Origin of the sequence: Zhenhengia sp. (assembly GCF_046966505.1) — a bacterium.
Classification (GTDB): domain Bacteria; phylum Bacillota; class Clostridia; order Lachnospirales; family Cellulosilyticaceae; genus Zhenhengia; species Zhenhengia yiwuensis.
This window is the reverse complement of record NZ_JBKVCH010000002.1, coordinates 148,903-166,863: the sequence shown is the minus strand read 5'-3', so window position 1 is coordinate 166,863 and position 17,961 is coordinate 148,903. Positions and strand designations below refer to the sequence as shown.

General features: G+C 36.2%; 16 protein-coding genes and 1 riboswitch. Of the genes, 14 read left to right on the top strand and 2 right to left on the bottom strand.

Annotated features, from left to right (window positions below):
* Positions 1 to 144 precede the first annotated feature (144 nt).
* From ACLTBU_RS03275 to ACLTBU_RS03255, 5 genes are all read left to right on the top strand, one after another.
* Complete coding sequence (locus ACLTBU_RS03275; RefSeq protein WP_412217514.1) at positions 145 to 678, top strand: VanZ family protein; 534 nt, start codon at positions 145 to 147, stop codon at positions 676 to 678.
* Positions 679 to 903: 225 nt separating this feature from the next.
* Positions 904 to 1,896, top strand: a complete 993-nt coding sequence (locus ACLTBU_RS03270) for an IS30 family transposase (protein ID WP_337528535.1) — start codon at positions 904 to 906, stop codon at positions 1,894 to 1,896.
* A 316-nt stretch (positions 1,897 to 2,212) separates the two neighbouring features.
* Positions 2,213 to 3,352, top strand: a complete 1,140-nt coding sequence (locus tag ACLTBU_RS03265; protein ID WP_412217513.1) for a hypothetical protein — start codon at positions 2,213 to 2,215, stop codon at positions 3,350 to 3,352.
* Positions 3,353 to 3,461: 109 nt separating this feature from the next.
* Complete coding sequence (locus ACLTBU_RS03260; RefSeq protein WP_412217512.1) at positions 3,462 to 4,706, top strand: MFS transporter; 1,245 nt, start codon at positions 3,462 to 3,464, stop codon at positions 4,704 to 4,706.
* A gap of 121 nt (positions 4,707 to 4,827) precedes the next feature.
* Complete coding sequence (locus ACLTBU_RS03255) at positions 4,828 to 5,232, top strand: GNAT family N-acetyltransferase (protein WP_412217510.1); 405 nt, start codon at positions 4,828 to 4,830, stop codon at positions 5,230 to 5,232.
* A 487-nt stretch (positions 5,233 to 5,719) separates the two neighbouring features.
* On the opposite strand, the gene ACLTBU_RS03250 is transcribed toward ACLTBU_RS03255, so the two are convergent.
* Together ACLTBU_RS03250 and ACLTBU_RS03245 are read right to left on the bottom strand one after the other, a co-directional pair.
* Positions 5,720 to 6,691 carry a stalk domain-containing protein gene (locus tag ACLTBU_RS03250; protein ID WP_412217508.1) on the bottom strand — a complete coding sequence of 324 codons (972 nt, stop codon included), beginning with the start codon at positions 6,689 to 6,691 and terminating at the stop codon, positions 5,720 to 5,722.
* 96 nt (positions 6,692 to 6,787) lie between these two features.
* The gene (locus tag ACLTBU_RS03245) at positions 6,788 to 7,876 is read right to left on the bottom strand and encodes a DUF3810 domain-containing protein (protein WP_412217505.1); all 1,089 of its coding nucleotides are present in this window, start codon (positions 7,874 to 7,876) and stop codon (positions 6,788 to 6,790) included.
* A 383-nt stretch (positions 7,877 to 8,259) separates the two neighbouring features.
* Here ACLTBU_RS03245 and ACLTBU_RS03240 point away from each other — a divergent pair, with 383 nt between their 5' ends.
* The 9 genes from ACLTBU_RS03240 (at position 8,260) to ACLTBU_RS03200 (ending at position 17,952) form a co-directional block, all read left to right on the top strand.
* Positions 8,260 to 9,153 carry a SpoIID/LytB domain-containing protein gene (locus tag ACLTBU_RS03240; protein ID WP_177670653.1) on the top strand — a complete coding sequence of 298 codons (894 nt, stop codon included), beginning with the start codon at positions 8,260 to 8,262 and terminating at the stop codon, positions 9,151 to 9,153.
* A 59-nt stretch (positions 9,154 to 9,212) separates the two neighbouring features.
* A complete protein-coding gene (locus tag ACLTBU_RS03235) occupies positions 9,213 to 10,100 on the top strand; it encodes a peptidoglycan DD-metalloendopeptidase family protein (RefSeq protein ID WP_177670655.1) in 888 nt (295 codons plus the stop codon).
* Between the two features lie 278 nt (positions 10,101 to 10,378).
* Positions 10,379 to 10,633: a sporulation transcriptional regulator SpoIIID gene (spoIIID, locus tag ACLTBU_RS03230; RefSeq protein ID WP_177670656.1), complete on the top strand. Its 255-nt coding sequence runs from the start codon at positions 10,379 to 10,381 to the stop codon at positions 10,631 to 10,633.
* Positions 10,634 to 10,766: 133 nt separating this feature from the next.
* Entirely contained in the window at positions 10,767 to 11,777 is a 1,011-nt protein-coding gene (locus ACLTBU_RS03225; protein ID WP_412217502.1) for a rod shape-determining protein, read from the top strand.
* Between the two features lie 89 nt (positions 11,778 to 11,866).
* A riboswitch (SAM riboswitch) is annotated at positions 11,867 to 11,970 on the top strand.
* 122 nt (positions 11,971 to 12,092) lie between these two features.
* Positions 12,093 to 13,280 carry a methionine adenosyltransferase gene (gene metK, locus ACLTBU_RS03220; RefSeq protein WP_249332648.1) on the top strand — a complete coding sequence of 396 codons (1,188 nt, stop codon included), beginning with the start codon at positions 12,093 to 12,095 and terminating at the stop codon, positions 13,278 to 13,280.
* 78 nt (positions 13,281 to 13,358) lie between these two features.
* Positions 13,359 to 14,636 (top strand): DUF1576 domain-containing protein, encoded by a 1,278-nt coding sequence (locus ACLTBU_RS03215; RefSeq protein ID WP_249332647.1) that lies wholly within the window; start codon positions 13,359 to 13,361, stop codon positions 14,634 to 14,636.
* Positions 14,626 to 14,967: a hypothetical protein gene (locus ACLTBU_RS03210; protein ID WP_177670665.1), complete on the top strand. Its 342-nt coding sequence runs from the start codon at positions 14,626 to 14,628 to the stop codon at positions 14,965 to 14,967. The genes ACLTBU_RS03215 and ACLTBU_RS03210 overlap by 11 nt, the downstream gene beginning before the upstream one ends.
* Positions 14,968 to 14,981: 14 nt before the next feature.
* A complete protein-coding gene (locus tag ACLTBU_RS03205) occupies positions 14,982 to 17,216 on the top strand; it encodes an ATP-dependent RecD-like DNA helicase (protein WP_177670667.1) in 2,235 nt (744 codons plus the stop codon).
* A 31-nt stretch (positions 17,217 to 17,247) separates the two neighbouring features.
* On the top strand, positions 17,248 to 17,952 hold the full coding sequence (locus ACLTBU_RS03200; protein WP_320650002.1) for a ComF family protein: 705 nt from the start codon (positions 17,248 to 17,250) through the stop codon (positions 17,950 to 17,952).
* The last annotated feature ends 9 nt before the right edge of the window (positions 17,953 to 17,961 follow it).

Below are 17,961 nucleotides of genomic sequence, written 5' to 3'. Positions count from 1 at the left end.
AAGTATTTCCTGGGAATTATATGTCGAGATAGAGAGATTAGCTTAAGTAAACTGTTCGACATAATTATTGATGTCTTATAAGAGGTTATGATAGAATAGAGAGATATTTTATAAATAGATAAATTAGAAGTTGGAGTATACACTATGAAGATTAATGAAAGTAAAAAAACAAAACACAACCATACTTTGTTAATGATAGTATTGGGAGTTTATATTCTTATTTTATTTGCATATTTATTTTTAAAAGCAAGTTCGTTTCAATCTGTAAGTCTTATACCGTTCCATACTATAACAGAGTACTTATCTAATGGCGGCTTTTTGTCATTCATTAATGTATTAGGTAATATTGTTTTATTTATACCATTAGGTATCTATTTGATTTTCTTCAATCACAATAAAGGGATATACATTAACACTTTGTGGGTCGTTCTTATTAGTGTGGCAGTTGAAATCTTGCAGTACGTATTTAAAGTAGGTGCTACTGATATTGACGATATTATTTTAAATGGATTAGGTGGATTCCTTGGGATTATGATTTATAAAATTTTACATAAAATTTTTAAAGATAAAGTTGGATATGCTATTGAATTAGCTTCACTTATAGTAGGAATCACTTTCTTGATTTTGAATATTTGTCTTTCATCAGGTGTTTTCGGTATTAAAATTCGTATTCTTTAATTTGTAAGTATATATTATAAATATGTAGTTACTGAAAAGTAATTATAAGCTACAGGAATAAAAAGAGTAATAGGATAAGTCTTTGGCTAAAGATTTAAGATCTATTACTCTTTTTATTTTCTTGAATTTACAATCTAAGTGCAACACCTAAAAAAAATATGACTCATAAGAGAAAATCCTAGTAAAATAGTGTTTGCGAAGACTACTATTGAAAGGATTAATCTTATGAGCCATTACACACATTTTACCATAGCTGAGCGAGAAAAAATATTATTTTTCCTTGCTCAATCTAAATCTTTAGGTTTTATCTCAAAGGAACTTAATAGAAGCAAATCATCTATTTCTAGAGAAATTAAAAGAAATTCAGATGCTAACGGGATATATTCTCCATCTGATGCTCAAAGAAAATATCTAAAAAGACGTGAAAATTGTAGGGCTAAAAAGATGCTAGTGGATGAATTGATTCATGATAAAGTTCAGGAACTTTTTCTTCAGCACCAGTGGTCTCCTGAACAAATTTCAAATCGATTAAAGTTAGAGAACAATCCTATAGCCATTAGTTATTCAACTATCTACAGAGGCATATATGCTGGTCTTTTAGAGGAAAGTCCTCTGCTAAAAGGTCAACGAGGAGTTGCTCGTAAACTTAGGCATCGTGGAAAAACACGACATACAAAGGGGCATGTTGAAACACGTGGAAAAATTCGTATCAGCTATCCTATAGAAGAACGTCCTGAGATTGCAAATAATCGTGAACGTATAGGTGATTGGGAAGCTGATACTGTTGCTGGTCAAACAGGTAAAGCTTGTCTTGTAACCCTCACAGATAGAAAAAGTAGGTTTCTCTTATGTGAAAAAGTAGCTAAAAAAGCTTCTCATGAAGTATCTGATAAAATGATAAAAATGCTATCAAGTCAACCTAAAGAAACAATTACACCAGATCGAGGCAAGGAGTTTGCCCAACATAGCAAGATTACTAATGCGTTAGGAGGCATTCCTTTCTATTTTCCAGCACCACATCATCCATGGGAACGTGGTACAAATGAAAATACGAATGGACTTCTACGAGAGTATTTTCCTAAAAGTATGGATATAACGGATACTCCCGATAATGTCATTCAAGAAAAAGTATTAGAGTTAAATAAACGACCTCGTAAATGCTTAAACTGGAAAACACCCTATGAAGTATATTATGAAAAGGTGTTGCACTTAACTTGACAATTCGCCTTATAAAAAAACCTCCCTTTTCCTAGGTGAGGTGAATCATATTATAAGTTCTTTAAATTTAAAGTTTATTTTTCAAATCAAGAAAATAGCGCTCAATCTTTGGAAGGATAGTCTCTTTGAGAAATTTTATGGAGAAGTGGAGCAAGAAAGTAAAACTGTTGAAAAGAAAATGATAATAGACCTCCTGAAGCAAGATAATATGTTATAATTCAAGAAGTTTTTAGATATATGAAAATAATAGATAGGTCAAATAGGAGAGAAAAGTGTGACAGGGAACTTTGTTGGAAATTTACTTAGGATGGAACGGGTGAGACAAGGAAAGGGACAAAAGGAAATTTGTTATGGTATTTGTGTCACGAGTTATTTGTGTAAGATTGAAAAGGGGCAAGTCAGAGCAGATGAAGCAATCATTAAAAAATTATTTAAACAGTTAGGTATAGATTATTGTCAGGATGCGCAGCTATTAGAAGAAGCAAGTATACTTATAAAACAGTATTATGAGCAAGTTCATTATAACCTTCCAAGAACTGCTTTTGAAGGATTAAAGCAATTAGAAGATAGGCTTAAGTATAGTCCATTAGGTTTGGATTATAGGTTAATTTGTGGTATGCAGGGAGAAGCTGTTTATGAAATGGTGAAAAGTTGCGAAGGCTGTATGACAGATGAGCAGTTAGGAATATTTTACCTACTTACACCTACGGATAGGTCTTGGGAGGAGTTATTAGAGGCTTATGAAAAAGCCTATAAGCTTTTGGGGACAAGTGCAAGTTATTATAATATTATGATAGCACTGTTGCAGCTTGGACGTTATGCTGAAATACATAGAAGAGCTAAGATTTGTAGAGAACTTGCCATAGAAGAAGGCAATACTTATATATTAGCAGCTACTTTTTTGATGCAAGGACATGCTTATGCTGTTTTAGATTTAGATGAATTTATGATGGAATATTATGAAAGAGGCCTTAGACTTTTACAAAATACAAATTGGATAGAAGATAAGGAACTTGAGAGTGTTTATTATAATATGGGTTCTGTCTTTGTAACGACAAAAGACTATCAAAAAGCACTGGATTATCTAGATAAAGTGACTGTAGAAACCTTTATGCTATGTCAGAAAAAAGCACTTGTACATATTCGAACAGGTCATGTGGAAGAAGCACAAATTTACTTAGAAAAAATGAAAGATTATATGAATGAGGGAGAGGATGCCAAGGTCTATTCAGTCATGTATGAGGAAGCTGTGATGGAACAAAAGAAAGATTATCTGAAGGATCCAGCTTATTTGGAGATACTAGAAAGGCTTCAAAAAGTGATTAAAGAAGAAAGACATTTTGGTTATCTCTATTTTTATAGGGAACAAATAATAGAAGCTTATAGTGCACAAAAAAAATACAAGAAAGCTTTAGCATTCCAAAAAGAAATTTCTTCAAAAGTAGTTGTGATGTAAGTTAAAGTAGGAAATTTGCCTCTAAATTTCTCAGAAAATAGTATTGGATTTTGCGCAAATCGTATCGTATGCTTTTATTAAGAAGAAATAAAAGTATAAGGGGTAAAGAATGAGAAATAAAAAAGAAACGTTATGGACAAAGGATTTTTCGTGTATTACAGTGGCAACCATATTATCTACAATTGGTGGAGAAGCGATGAATTTGCCACTTAGCTTACTTGTTTTTGAGGAAACACAGTCCACTTTTCTTGCAGCACTTTTATTAATATGTGGTATGCTACCGGATGTGATCTTACCTATATTGGTAGCACCCGTTATCGATAGGGGGACTAAGAAAAAATGGATTGTAGGACTGGATGTACTCATGGCACTTTTATATGTAGCAATTGGAGCATGGGCGGGGCAATATGGATTTAATTATGGTATTTACATATTATTTGTATTCGTTGTAGGAACCATTTCTGTATTTTATAGGCTGAGCTTTTCGGCGTGGTACCCAGATTTGATTCCTGTAGGATTTGAGCAAAAAGGTTTTGCAGTAAGTGGGACAATTTATCCAATTATAACCATTTGCATGGCGCCTATTGCTACTTTTCTCTATGAGAAAATTTCTATAAGTATACTATTTTATCTAGTAGCAGGGCTTACCCTACTTTCAGTGTTAGTAGAGCTTTGTATTAGAGAAACTCAAAAGACAACATCTGAAACATATACCTTTTTTAGGTATGTGGCGGATATAAAAGAAGGCTTTATGTATCTTAAAAAGGAGCATGGAGTTAGGAATATTTATACCTATATGAGTATTACAAGTGGGGCCTCAGAAGGAGTAGCAGTTATGGCGCAGGCGTATTACCAGACACAGCCATGGCTATCTGTGACTATGTTAGGGTTTTTAAAGAGTGCTGAGATGATTGGTCGTGTTATTGGAGGAGCAGTACAGTATAAATGGGAAATAGCACCCAAGAAGCGTTATGCTTTTACCAAAATGGTCTACAGTGTGTATGATACAATGGATGCTTTTTTGCTGTTTATGCCTTATCCACTGATGCTATTGAATCGCTTTTTATGCGGGACATTAGGAAGTATGAGTGCGACTATTCGTTCTGTAGCTATACAGTCTTATTTGCCAGCTCATATGCGTGCAAGAGTACAAGCTTTATTTGGCGTTATCTTTGCTATTAGTGGAATCTTTTTTCAGTTAGTAGCAGGTATACTAGGGGAGATGATACCGTATCGAATGGTGGCCTTTCTACTTGGTATGCTTACCTTTACTAGTATGATTTTCCTTATTGTCATCCCAAAGAAAGACAATACGCCAATCTATGCTGCGCAGAGAATAACGGAAGAACAATAGACGTTAAAGAAATTATGGTAATAAACTTGTGAAATTCTTTTTTGATAACAAGTGTGTGAAAGTTGTGGCATGATCAAGAAAGAGCTAGATATAAGATGATGAAAGAAGAGGTGGAGCTAAAGTGACTATAAGAATAGCGAATAAAAGTGATCTAAGTATTCTAGTGCACTATGATAAGCATATTAGTGCAGATGAACTTGTCTATAGTATGATGAGGGAGCGCATATTAATTATAGAAGAGAATAATCATTTAATTGGGTGGCTGAGATATAATTTATTCTGGGATAATACGCCTTTTATGAATATGCTTTATATCTTAGAGGATTATAGGGGAAAAAGATATGGGAAAGTGCTCACTTTATTTTGGGAGGAGAAAATGAAGTGTTTAGGTTATGAACTTGTGATGACCTCTACATTATCTAATGAAGGTGCACAGCATTTTTATAGAAAGTTAGGGTATAGAGATGCAGGTTCATTACTTCTTCCACAGGAGCCTTTGGAAATTATCTTTATAAAGTCTATATAATTTAAAAATAAATTTTAGTTTTTTTACATATTAAAAATCAAAACGGATATAATAATAACATACACAGAATGCAGCGCATCCTTAAAAAGATATGTTACATTAAGTGTATAAAACGATCATGGAGGGGCTGATTCCCTTGGAGAAGTGTAGATTTATCTAAACAGAAACTAAGCGAAGAAACACCAAAGTGACCAAAGTCTAAGAAAGGCACTTTTTAAACGTTAAAAACTGAAGTTTTTAAAGAGAAAAAGTACGCCGCTTAGCAAAAGTAGTAAGGACAGCGAAAGTTGTTCTTACTACTTTTTTTGCCTTAAAATATAAGTCATAGTAAAAATTATAGTTGGATATTACGAGAAATAGAGAATGCGGTAGTGACTATACTGTAAGAGGTATGCCACTACCGCATATAGGAAGTAAAATTCTCTATATTATTTTTAATAGTACCTCACATTCATAGATCTCCTTTATAACGTAGCAGTGCGCTTGACTAATTAGACAGAACGCTGTAGTAGTCTAAGTCACCAGAAGCTTCTGTAATAAACCAATAGTCTTGTTCATCACATGTATATTTCTTGGTGGTAAGTGTCTGGTGGATTTGGGAGTTTTCATGAATGCCATTTCTTTCTTTAAAGGTGACTTTATAGATTACCGTAGAGTCATCAGGAGAGGAGATAGCATCAATAGCGGCTTGTTCTAATGAAGGGCTTGAGCTGCCCGTTACCCAGCCTTGTTTATGAAAAGAGGTAAGGGCTTTTACTTTAAGTTCTGGAGAAAGGGCAGCATATTGAAGCGCACCATTACGATTTTGCTGACCGTGAATCCATAGTGCTATGGCTTCTTCCGCTGAAAGGGGCATAGTAAGTTCTGATAAGGCAGCAATATCTTGGTCTAGCACTTCACTTGTAGGATAAGTAATAAGTAGGGAAGTAGGTGTTTGTTCAATTTGGGCTAAGAATAAGGTGTTGAGCCAATCTATACCTACATAAAGGGTGCCGTTTTGAACTTCATAGTCATACACGGACCAAGGCATGGTAAGTTCTCCAGAAACAATATTAAGACCAATAGGATTTGAGTGAAACATAGGGGGAGTCTTGTTATAAAGAGGATAGGTAGGTAGATTGAGATTTTGTAATCTAGGAGGAAGAGGATAGTCATTTTGAGCAGATTGTAAGCCACTTAAAAAAGATAAATATTCATGAGCTTTAAAAAAGTCGTCTACTACCACTGTAACTGTATGGTGAGAGTCATCCCAAGTAATAGAAGAAGCACCCATAGCACTAGCAAATTCTCTAAGGGGAATAAGAATATTACCTTTTTCTTCTATAAGAGGCATAGTAGATGTTACGTACTGCTCATTTAAAATGATTTCGTATCGAATAGATTTAGGTGAAGCTAGAACAGGGAGAGCAAGAGTAATTAAAGCGCATGAAAGTAGAAAAATTAAAGTTAGCTTTCGCATGGTGGACCTCCTTAAATGAATCATCTATAGGTAAAGGGTAACATAGGAGCTTAATAGCTCATAGATTACCCTTTTATTTTTATTGAAATTTCTAGACTAGTGATATTTGTCATAAAGTGCTAATAAGAGATTGACCATTTCGCCGTAGCTTTCTGTTCCTGATTCAACACCATTAGATTGTAAGTAAGCATTATTGATCTGCTCAGCAGTTTCTTTTACACCTCCTTTGTAACTATCCCAGAATTCATTAATATTGACTAGGTCTTTATACACTTTATCAGACATAGTGGCATTTATAGAGAGGAGAATCTCCCTATCTGCCTGAGCAAGCGCATTACTTGTATAGGAGATAGCCATAATATAGGCAGAGTACTGGAAGTCTAGATCAGGGTTAGCCATAGAGGTAATATAGGCAATAAAGTTACATTCACTTTCAAAACCGTAGCCACGTTGGTGAGCCATTTCGTGACAGGTAGTAGAAGGAATAGTAATAGGTGGTATAGCTATATTGATGTTAGGCTCACCTGTAAAAGGTGAATAAATACCGGTGATACCTGTATAGTTCATAAGTGGTGAAGCGAAGACTGCTTTAGCTTTGCCATAATGGCCATTAAGCGCTTCAAAAGCTTGCCCTGCTATATCATAGCCTGCTTGAGCTCTTCTAAAGATATCTTGATGGTCTCCATAAGGGATAGCATTACCATTCTCATCTTCGGGAAGCTCTTCACGTATTTTACCAGCTTGGTCTAGGAGATAGCTATAAAGTTCACCTAATTGCTCTGGTGTATAGTCAGCCATAACAATGCCGTATTTCTCACTAAAGTGTGGACGTTTATAGTTAGCTGCCCAGCCTACAATGAAAATAAAGAATAAAATAGAAGCAGTTACACCTAGATTAAGGAGATAGTTGAAAAAGATTTTAAGTCCCCTATCTAGATGTGTAAAAATCCTAAAAAAGGTATATAGGGTATAACCAATAAGAGTTATAACACCTATATAAATACCCCATTCAAAGAGTGAGAAGGGAAAAATTCCTGTAATAGAACTTAGAATCTTAATAAACCATTTATTAATACCTAAGGAATAAAAGCGCTCCCAGCTATCAGGAAATAAGCCATATAAATAAGAAACTAAAATAGCAATAGGAATAAGGAGTAAGGTTAATAATTTTGTACGTGTTTGCAAATAAAATCCTCCCTTAAATAAAGTAAAATACTACTAATGTTTAGTTTTACCGTACTTACTGTTTTTATTTATTATAGCCTTATAAAGTGGTGCAAATATAGAATAAAATCGTTATAAAATGCCTATAAAAATTTATAAGTATTAAACAGTGAAATAGAGAGTCATTGAATAAAGTAATCAAAAGTTCTCCATACTCTATAAAAAGAGCAGGAGGTTTTTTTATGAGGGATAGAAAAAATATTATTATTATTGTAACTACTTTAATGATTGGAGCAGTGTGTATTATGGGACTAGACCTGTTCTTCTAGGAGGCATAAACTTGTCTACTTTTCAATATAATGTATTAGGCATAGGCGTGAGCCGAAAAGATAAAGGAGGCAGGTATGAAACAACTAGGGATATGGTGTCTGATTATTTTAGGAATGTTATTGGTAGTCCCCATGGTAACGGTATTTGGGGGAGGCTTTTATGATGCATCCTTACTTGCTAATGTGCAAACTATGAATACAGGCGGGGAAGATATAGAGAGTAAGGAAGATGAGAAAGAACTCATCAGCGCACTTGCCAAAATGGTATCAGCAGATGAACAGGAAGAAGTGCTTAAAGCTCATGCAGTCATGATTCGAACTTATAGGATGAGAAGGAAGCTGGGCATAGTAAGTGAAGGTGAGCTAAGCTATATGACACAGGAAGAGATGAAGACGCTATGGCAAAAAGACTATGATAAGAATTACAAGCGTTTAGAGGATGCAGTCAAAGAGACATCAGGGCTTGTCATGTATTGTAATAATGAACTGATTGAGCCTATTTATCATAAGGCAAGTGCAGGTATGACAAGAGATGCTAAAGGCATATATAATATGGATATTCCTTATCTAAAGCCTGTAGTTAGCGAGGATGAGGCAGTAGAAGACATTATTGTCACAAAAGAAGAAGTTGTGACTACACTCCAAAGCGTATATCCTACACTTGTTGTGCAACCTAGCTTCTTAGAGCAGCAGATTCAAATTATTGCCAAAGATCAAGGGGGCTACATAGAAAGTTTACAAGTAGGGAACAGCATTATAGATGGTGAGAGCTTTAGAAAGCTTTTTAAGCTTCCTTCAGCTTGTTTTACTATGAGTTATGATGATACATCCATACAGTTTCGGGTAAAGGGGATTGGGCATGGTGTAGGACTTAGCCAAGAAGGGGCTATTCGAATGGCTAAAGCAGGTGCTACCTATGAGGAAATCTTAAAATATTACTATACAGGCATAGAGATTAAAAATTTTTAATTTTTACTGAATAATAACAAATTCCTCTGGCGATAATTTAGACGTCGGAGGTGTAAAGAATGAATAAACTTAAAGACTTTACAAAAAAATATGGTTTTTATTTAGCAGTAGGTGTCATCAGTGTAAGTGCTGTTGGAGCAGCTATCGTACTTTCTCAAAATACTACACAGGTAGATAATCCAAATGGTGCATACGTAGAAGATGTACTTGACCAGAATGTAGACGTAGAGGAAGATAATCTTGAAGATGTAGGTCTTACAGAAGATGAAGCTTCTGAAACTTTAGAGCCTTCTACATCAGATGAAATCATTGAAGTAGAAGAAGGAAATGTAGATGAGAGTGTAGATGTAGCTTCTAATCCAGCAGAAACTCCAAAAGAATCAGAAGATGACCTTGTAGCAGAAACCTTCAGTTCTACAACAGCAGACCCAGAAGAGACACCTTTCTTTGCAGAGGGAGATAATATGGTATGGCCAGTAGATGGTGAAGTTATTGTACCTTTCAAAGATGATAGTACAAGCCATTGGTATAGTACAGCTTTAGAACAAACGATGCGTACTTATGGTATTTGTATTTCTGCTGATGAAGGTGAAGCAATCAAAGCACCAGCTAAAGGTGTTGTTGTAGACATTATCGATGATGCTACCACACTTGATAGCATGAAACTTGTAGGTAATGTTGGACAGGTTATCGTTATTGACCATGGTAATGGTTATACAACAGAGCTTGGTATTCAAGAAGGTACAGCAGATATGGATTTATTAGGACAAACTGTAGATGCTATGCAGGTTCTTGGTGAAGCAGGTAAAGCTACAGGTCCATTTGCAGACTTAGGTACTAACGTATATATGCGTGTTAAACATGGTGATGACTATGTAGACCCAACAACAATCTTAGGAATGAGAGAAGAAGTTGCTGGTGTAGATATGGGGCATACAGCTGACTAAAATAGTCCATGTGAAGTTAATAAAGGGTGGTTGCAAAGGTAGATGTTGCAACCACCTTTACATATGGTAAGGGATAACTTACATTTTAAATTTCGACTTAGTCTTAGAGAAAAAATAAATTCCTTATTGGTTTCGATTGAGAGTTTCTATAGAGAGTAAGCTTATGGGGAAAAATGAACTTTAATCAAATTGGCTTGTCCCTCGTCAAGTTTTTCGGCATAAAAGAGGACTTCTTAGCATATTTATTAATCAAGAGTTGTGTTAAGGGGGGCCTTTTCTTGAAACCTTATATCGAAGAAAGAGCCATAGAAGCTGCAAAATTTATTATCAATTCTAACGCTACAGTAAGGGAAACGGCCAAGAAGTTTGGTATCAGTAAAAGTACAGTGCATAAAGATGTTACGGAACGATTAGAGAAAATTAATCCAAAACTTGCTATGGAAGCCAGAAGGGTGCTTGAACTTAATAAAGCTGAAAGGCATCTAAGAGGTGGATTAGCGACGAAAGAAAAGTACTCAGGATTAATGAAATAGATAAAAGAGAAGGGGCTACTGCAAAGTAGCCCCTTTTTACATGAGAAAAAACATTTTGCACTAGAAATTCTTTTCTAGTATAATGAAAGTAATTTTATGATGAAAAATAGCAGAAAAGTAGGAGAAATGAGAGATGTTTGGAAGCGGAGCAGATATAGGCATTGATTTAGGAACAGCATCTGTTCTTATCTACATAAAAGGTAAAGGCATCGTTTTGCAGGAACCTTCTATTGTAGCCGTTCATACTAAGACCGGCGAAGTCATTGCAGTAGGAGAGCAGGCACGTGCTATGCTTGGGCGTACACCACAGAGTATTACAGCTATTAGACCACTTAGACGTGGCGTTATTGATGATTATGAAGCAACAGAAAAAATGCTGAAATATTTTATTCATAAGGCAATTGGACCTAGGCTGATTAAACCTAGAATTGCTGTATGTGTACCGAGCGGGGTCACTGAAGTAGAAAAGCGTGCTGTAGAGGATGCTACAAGGCAAGCAGGTGCAAGAAAAGTAGATATTATAGAAGAGCCGATAGCAGCAGCTATTGGTGCGGGGATAGATATTAGTAGACCGTGTGGGAGCATGATTGTAGACATTGGGGGAGGAACAACGGATATTGCTGTTATTTCATTAGGTGGAACGGTTGTTAACAAGTCTATTAAAACGGCGGGAGACAATTTAGATGATGCTATTGCATATTATCTAAAACGTAAACATAATATTTTGATTGGGGAAAGAACTGCGGAAGAAGTTAAAAAGACAATAGGATGTGCTTTTAAACGAGAGGTACCTGTAGAGATGACAGCAAAGGGGCGTAACCTTGTTTCAGGTTTGCCTAAAAATGTTGTGCTATCTTCAGATGAAATATTAGAGGCGCTTCGTGAACCTATTGATGATATGGTTGAAGCTATTCGAGATGTGTTAGAAATGACACCACCAGAGCTTGCAGCCGATATATCTGATAGAGGAATTGTACTCACAGGTGGCGGTAGCTTAATCTATGGATTAGACAAACTTATTACAGAAAAAATAGGTATTAATGCAGTTATTGCAGATGAAGCTATTTCTTGTGTGGCTGTGGGAACAGGTTTATTTGTAGAGTATAAATATTCTAAAAATAAGAAAAGAAATCCTTATGTATAAAGCATTTAATAAAAATACTAAAAATTACGCTTGACAAATAATAAATCTTATTTATAATAATAAATTGTAAATTAAATATTGATGAGTAATTCTTATCCAGAGAGGTGGAGGGACAGGGCCCTATGAAACCCGGCAACCAGCGTATAGCGGGTGCCAATTCCCACAAGTACATAATGTACTTGTAAGATGAGGATGTATCACTTAGTGATTATGTAGACAGGGCCTCATTCGTGAGGCCTTTATTTTTTTATCTAGATCGCATTTATACATCTTTAAAACAACTTTATTTAAAACAATTTTAAGGAGGATTTTGAAATGGCAAGAAGACTATTCACATCAGAATCAGTAACAGAAGGACATCCAGATAAAATTGCTGACCAGATTTCAGATTCAGTATTAGATGCTATCTACGCACAAGATCCACAGGCGAGAGTTGCATGTGAAACAGCAGTTACAACAGGTCTCGTACTTGTAATGGGAGAGATTACTACAAGTTGCTATGTAGACATTAATAAAATCGCACGTGACACAATTAATGAAATTGGCTATAACAATCCAAACTTTGGTTTTGACGGTAATACATGTGGCGTAATTGTAGCACTTGATGAACAATCACCAGATATTGCTATGGGTGTTGATACAGCTCTTGAAAATAGAAAAGGGGATTTAACAGAAGAAGGTATTGAAGCTACAGGTGCTGGGGACCAAGGTATGATGTTTGGTTTTGCTTGTAATGAAACACCAGAGCTTATGCCAATGCCAATTTCTCTTGCACACAGACTTACACGTAGACTTACAGAAGTACGTAAAAATGGTACACTTCCTTACCTTCGTCCAGATGGTAAATCACAAGTAACAGTTGAGTATGATGGAGATAAAGTAGTAAGAGTAGATGCAGTTGTTATCTCAACTCAACATGCGGAAGAAATTTCACAAGAACAAATTCATGAAGATATTATGGAACATGTTATTAAACCAGTTATTCCAGCAGAACTTCTTGATGCAGAAACAAAATATTTCATCAACCCAACAGGCCGTTTCGTAATCGGTGGTCCAGTAGGGGATGCAGGTCTTACAGGCCGTAAAATCATCGTAGATACATACGGTGGATATGCAAGCCACGGCGGTGGAGCTTTCTCAGGAAAAGATCCAACAAAAGTAGACCGTTCAGCAGCATACGCAGCAAGATACGTTGCAAAAAATATTGTAGCAGCAGGACTTGCTACAAAATGTGAAATCGAAATTGCTTATGCAATCGGTGTAGCACATCCAGTATCTATCCTTGTAAATACACATGGTACAGGCGTTGTAAGTGATGAAAGACTTGTAGAAATCGTAAGAGAAAACTTCGACCTTCGTCCAGCAGGCATCATTAAAATGCTAGATCTTAGAAGACCAATCTACAAACAAACAGCTGCATACGGACATTTCGGTCGCACAGATGTATCTCTTCCATGGGAACAAACAGATAAAGCAGAAGCGCTTAAAGCTGCTATTCAATAAAGTTATTTCATAAAAGGCTTGCCCAAAAGGGCAAGTCTTTTTATCATAGAAGTATCATCATAATAAAAAGGAGAATACATGAAGACAGTCAAGATTACCAGAAGAAAAAAAGTTTCCAGTAGAGTCATGTACAGAGTACTGTATATTCTACCTTTGGCAATGTTGCTTTATGCATTTTTGACTACCAACTTAAGCGAGCTTTCGCAGGGGTTTCAAATCATTTTAAAATCAAATGATGTACTTCTTACAGATTATTTAGCTATAGCAGGAGTAGGACCTACCCTAGTCAATGCAGCTTTAGTATTACTTATTAATTTATGGTTAATAAAAAAGTTAGATTTAAAGCCTAATGGGATTATTATTGCAGCTTTATTCCTATTAGCAGGGTTTAGTTTTATGGGAAAAAATATCTTTAATATATGGCCTTTTTATTTTGGGGGCTTTATATATAGTAGGTATCATCAGATTCCTTATAAGAACGTTGTATTAATTAATATGTTCTCCACAGCCTTTAGTCCAATCAGTAGCCTTATTGCAGGGGCTATGTCTGACCATTTAATGCTTGTGATAGTGATGAATGCTGTAGTCGGTGGATTTATTGGATTTATTATGCCAACTATTTCTGCCCATATACTTACTCTCCATTCAGGTTACAATCTTTATAATATGGGTACAGCAGCAGGCTTGGTAGGGATGCTTGTTTATTCTATTTTAGATGTCTCTAAGGTGAATATTGAGGCAAATAGTCTTTTGTTGCAAGAAAACAATCCAGCTGTTATTATCTTTTTTGTTTTATATAGTATAACTTTAATTATACTGGGCTGGCGAATTAATGAACGAAGTTTTAAAGGCTACAGAGATGTTATGAAACATACGGGGCGTCTTGTTACAGATGTGATAAAACAGGATGGTTTTGGTTTAAGTATTATGAACATGGGCATATTAGGGCTTTTAAGTATTGCCTTTGTCCTTGTAGTAGGTGGCGTTATGAATGGACCAACCATAGCAGCTGTCCTAGCTGTAATGGGATTTGGAAGCTTTGGTAAGCATCCTAAAAATACATGGCCTATTGTATTAGGTGTATGTTTAGGGTGGGTCATGTTTGGGATTGATAAGCCTATCTCTACATTAGTCATGTCAGCTTTGTTTGGGACAACACTTGCACCTGTTGCCGGCGAATTTGGCGCGTTATGGGGTATTGTAGCAGGGATGCTCCATATGGCTTTTGTTGTTAATATAGGAGCTATGCATGGTGGACTTATGCTTTATAACAATGGATTATCTGGTGGTATTGTAGCAGCTGTTTTAATCCCTTTAATTGATGCATTTAAAAAGGAGAAGAAGAATGAGACATGAGATAAAAAAAATAGCTAAAATGGTGGATGAGTTAACAACATTTTTTATGGAGCATCATCCAAAGAGCTTGAATATAAAAATCAATGACTTGCCAGATCGAGAAGTCATTACAGTAGAGGCTGAGGCATTAGATTATATAGAAGAATGTATTAATGATTTAAAACAGTTTTTAAGCTATCCGAGAGAGCGTGAGATGGAAGAGTATTACTGGGAGTTAGCTGGTGAGACAGACAGCTCAGAAGAACTTGGACTAGTAGGAACAATGATAGATGAAGCTACGATTGGGTATGATGAAGAGAAGGTTGTGATTGAACTCATTCGTAATAAATGAAAAGGTGAGTAGAGATGGAAGAACAATTAGTAGTAGAGGGCATTGTAGAAGATATTATTTATCAAAATGAAGAAAATGGCTATACAGTTTGTACCATTGAATATGAAGGTGAAGAAGTATCTTGTGTAGGCATGATGCTAGGTGTTCATCCTGGTGAAGAGGTGCGTATTGTAGGGGAATGGACCACGCATCCTATATACGGCAGACAGCTTAAAGTAGATACCTTTGATAAAAGTATTCCAAAGACTGTACAGGGGATTGAAAGGTATTTGGCTTCAGGTGCCATTAAAGGGATTGGGCCCAAGACAGCACGTAAAATTGTTAAGCACTTTGGTTTAGATACTTTTAGAATTATAGAAAGTGAACCTACAGTGCTTTCTCAAATCCAAGGAATTAGCGAGAAAAAGGCAAAGGAAATTAGCGAAGTCTTTAGAGCGCAGCATGAGCTAAGGACAGCCATGATGGTTCTTCAAGAGTTTGGTATTACACCGACTTATGCTATTAAGATTTATAAACGCTATAAAGATCAGACAGTAGAAGTGATTAAGACTAATCCTTATCGATTAGCAGAGGATATCTTTGGTATAGGCTTTAAAAAGGCTGATGAAATTGCTATGCAGATTGGTATTGCGCGCAATGACCCACAACGTATTAAGACAGGTGTGTTATATCTCCTTAATAATGCTTCTTTAGAAGGGCATACTTATTTACCACGTGACCTACTTATTGGGCGGGCAAGAGAATTGCTTACGGTGCCAGAAGAAGCCATTATGCTTATCGAGAATGCTTTAGACGAGTTGAGTATACAACGTACGATTATTGTCAAGAATTATGATAATAGGATTTGTGTATTCCTTAAGTACTTATTTGACAGAGAGTTGCAGATCGCACGTAAGCTTATTGACTTAGCAGCTCTTTATGAAAAAGATATGCCTTTTGATTTTGAAAGAGAGCTGAAGCAGACAGAGAAAGAACTTGAAATTAAGCTAGTAGAAGAACAAAGAGAGGCAGTAAGACACGTCCTTCTTAATGGGGTAACGATCCTAACAGGGGGGCCGGGTACAGGTAAAACTACAACTATTAAAGCTATTTTGCATATGCTAGAGAAGGCTGGAGAGGATGTACTTCTTGCAGCACCTACAGGAAGAGCTGCAAAGCGTATGAGTGAAGCAACTAACATGCAGGCTCAAACTATCCACCGTTTACTTGAAATAGGCTACCTTAAAGAAGATGACCAAAGACAGATGTTTAATCGTAATGCAGAGAATCCTCTAGAAGCAGATGTTATTGTTATTGATGAGATGTCTATGGTAGATGTGAACCTTATGTATGCCTTAATGCAAGCAGTGCAAGAAGGGCAAAGAGTTATTCTTATTGGGGATGCTGATCAGCTCCCTTCAGTAGGAGCAGGAAATGTTCTTAAGGATATGATTCGTAGTGAACGCCTTCCAGTGGTAAGACTGACTCAGATTTTCAGGCAGGCACAAGAGAGTGCTATCGTTATGAATGCCCATCGTATCAATCAGGGAGATGAGCCTGTTTATAACGAGAAGAATACAGATTTCTTCTTTATGGCACGTAGCGTACAGCAGCAAGTACAAGATACCATTATTGAGCTCATTACAACACGTATTCCTAAGTTTCAGAAGGTAGACCCGCTAAAGGAAATACAAGTACTTGTACCGATGCGTAAAGGGCTCCTAGGTGTGAATGAGCTCAATAAGGTGCTTCAAAAAGCCCTTAATCCTCCAGCGCTTACAAAAGTAGAGAAGGAGTATCGTGACACCATCTTCCGTATAGGAGATAAAGTTATGCAGATTAAGAATAACTACAATACGCCTTGGAAAATTCTAGCACCTACAGGTTATCCTTTAGATGAAGGGATTGGCGTATTTAACGGCGACTGTGGTATGGTGAAAGCCATTGACTTACAGAGGGAAGTACTTACTGTACTGTTTGACGACCACAAGACGGCGGAGTATGAGTTTAATCAGCTTGATGAACTTGAGCTCGCTTATGCAGTTACCATCCATAAGTCACAAGGGAGTGAGTACCCGGTAGTCATCTTACCAATTCATAGTGGCCCACCGATGCTTTTAAGTCGTAATCTACTGTACACAGGAGTTACAAGAGCGAAGAAAATGGTTGTTGTAGTAGGGCTTAAAGATACAGTTTCGCGTATGATTGCAAATAACAGTGAACTTGAACGTTATACAAATTTAATGACACATCTTAGACAGTTAATTTAGCTTGGGATCATTTAGGCAAAGGGGTACAAAGGTGTTAAAGGCTATTTTAAAGGAAATGATATGTCCGGATAAGTGTATAATCTGCTCTAAGATTTTAGAATCACCTATAGAAAGCTTGACTTGTAATCAGTGTAAGGTACAGCTTTTAGAGAGGGATATATGTAATAGATGTGGGAAACCTTATGCATTTCATGAGGAAACATGCATTTACTGTAATGAGGAGCCTTTGCGTTTATTGCGCGTAAGGGCTCTTTTTCCTTACAGAGATTTATATAAGGAAAGTGTTCAAAGATGGAAGTACACAGGAATTAGAAAATATGCTAAGGGCTATAGTGAACTCATGATAGAAAGTTGGATGGAGGAATTAAAGAGGGAGCTAGATGTTTTAGTACCTATTCCAATTTCTAAGAAAAGGTATCAGAAAAGAGGTTTTAATCAGGCACTAGATTTGGCTAATGAGCTTAGTTATAAAACAGGTATCCCTGTATATGACGTATTAGAAAGATGCAAGGAAACTAAGCCGCAGTCATCTTGCAAGAAAGAAGAACGTGCTACCAATATTAAAGGAGCTATAAAAGTAAAAGAAGTAGTACCTTTTAATGAAGGTATTACTATTGCTTTTATAGATGATATTTATACAACAGGTAGCACTGTCCGTGAATGTATGCGTGTATTAGAGGAAGAAGCTGTGAAAATAAACAAAGCTTATATCCTAACAGTATGTCTAGCACTATAAATAAAGACA

Bases quoted from the DNA above. Each gene is read 5' to 3' on its own strand.
- ACLTBU_RS03275 (WP_412217514.1), top strand. From the start codon at position 145: ATGAAGATTAATGAAAGTAAAAAAACAAAACACAACCATACTTTGTTA.
- ACLTBU_RS03270 (WP_337528535.1), top strand. From the start codon at position 904: ATGAGCCATTACACACATTTTACCATAGCTGAGCGAGAAAAAATATTA.
- ACLTBU_RS03260 (WP_412217512.1), top strand. From the start codon at position 3,462: ATGAGAAATAAAAAAGAAACGTTATGGACAAAGGATTTTTCGTGTATT.
- ACLTBU_RS03250 (WP_412217508.1), bottom strand. From the start codon at position 6,691: ATGCGAAAGCTAACTTTAATTTTTCTACTTTCATGCGCTTTAATTACT.
- ACLTBU_RS03240 (WP_177670653.1), top strand. From the start codon at position 8,260: ATGAAACAACTAGGGATATGGTGTCTGATTATTTTAGGAATGTTATTG.
- ACLTBU_RS03235 (WP_177670655.1), top strand. From the start codon at position 9,213: ATGAATAAACTTAAAGACTTTACAAAAAAATATGGTTTTTATTTAGCA.
- ACLTBU_RS03225 (WP_412217502.1), top strand. From the start codon at position 10,767: ATGTTTGGAAGCGGAGCAGATATAGGCATTGATTTAGGAACAGCATCT.
- metK (WP_249332648.1), top strand. From the start codon at position 12,093: ATGGCAAGAAGACTATTCACATCAGAATCAGTAACAGAAGGACATCCA.
- ACLTBU_RS03215 (WP_249332647.1), top strand. From the start codon at position 13,359: ATGAAGACAGTCAAGATTACCAGAAGAAAAAAAGTTTCCAGTAGAGTC.
- ACLTBU_RS03210 (WP_177670665.1), top strand. From the start codon at position 14,626: ATGAGACATGAGATAAAAAAAATAGCTAAAATGGTGGATGAGTTAACA.
- ACLTBU_RS03205 (WP_177670667.1), top strand. From the start codon at position 14,982: ATGGAAGAACAATTAGTAGTAGAGGGCATTGTAGAAGATATTATTTAT.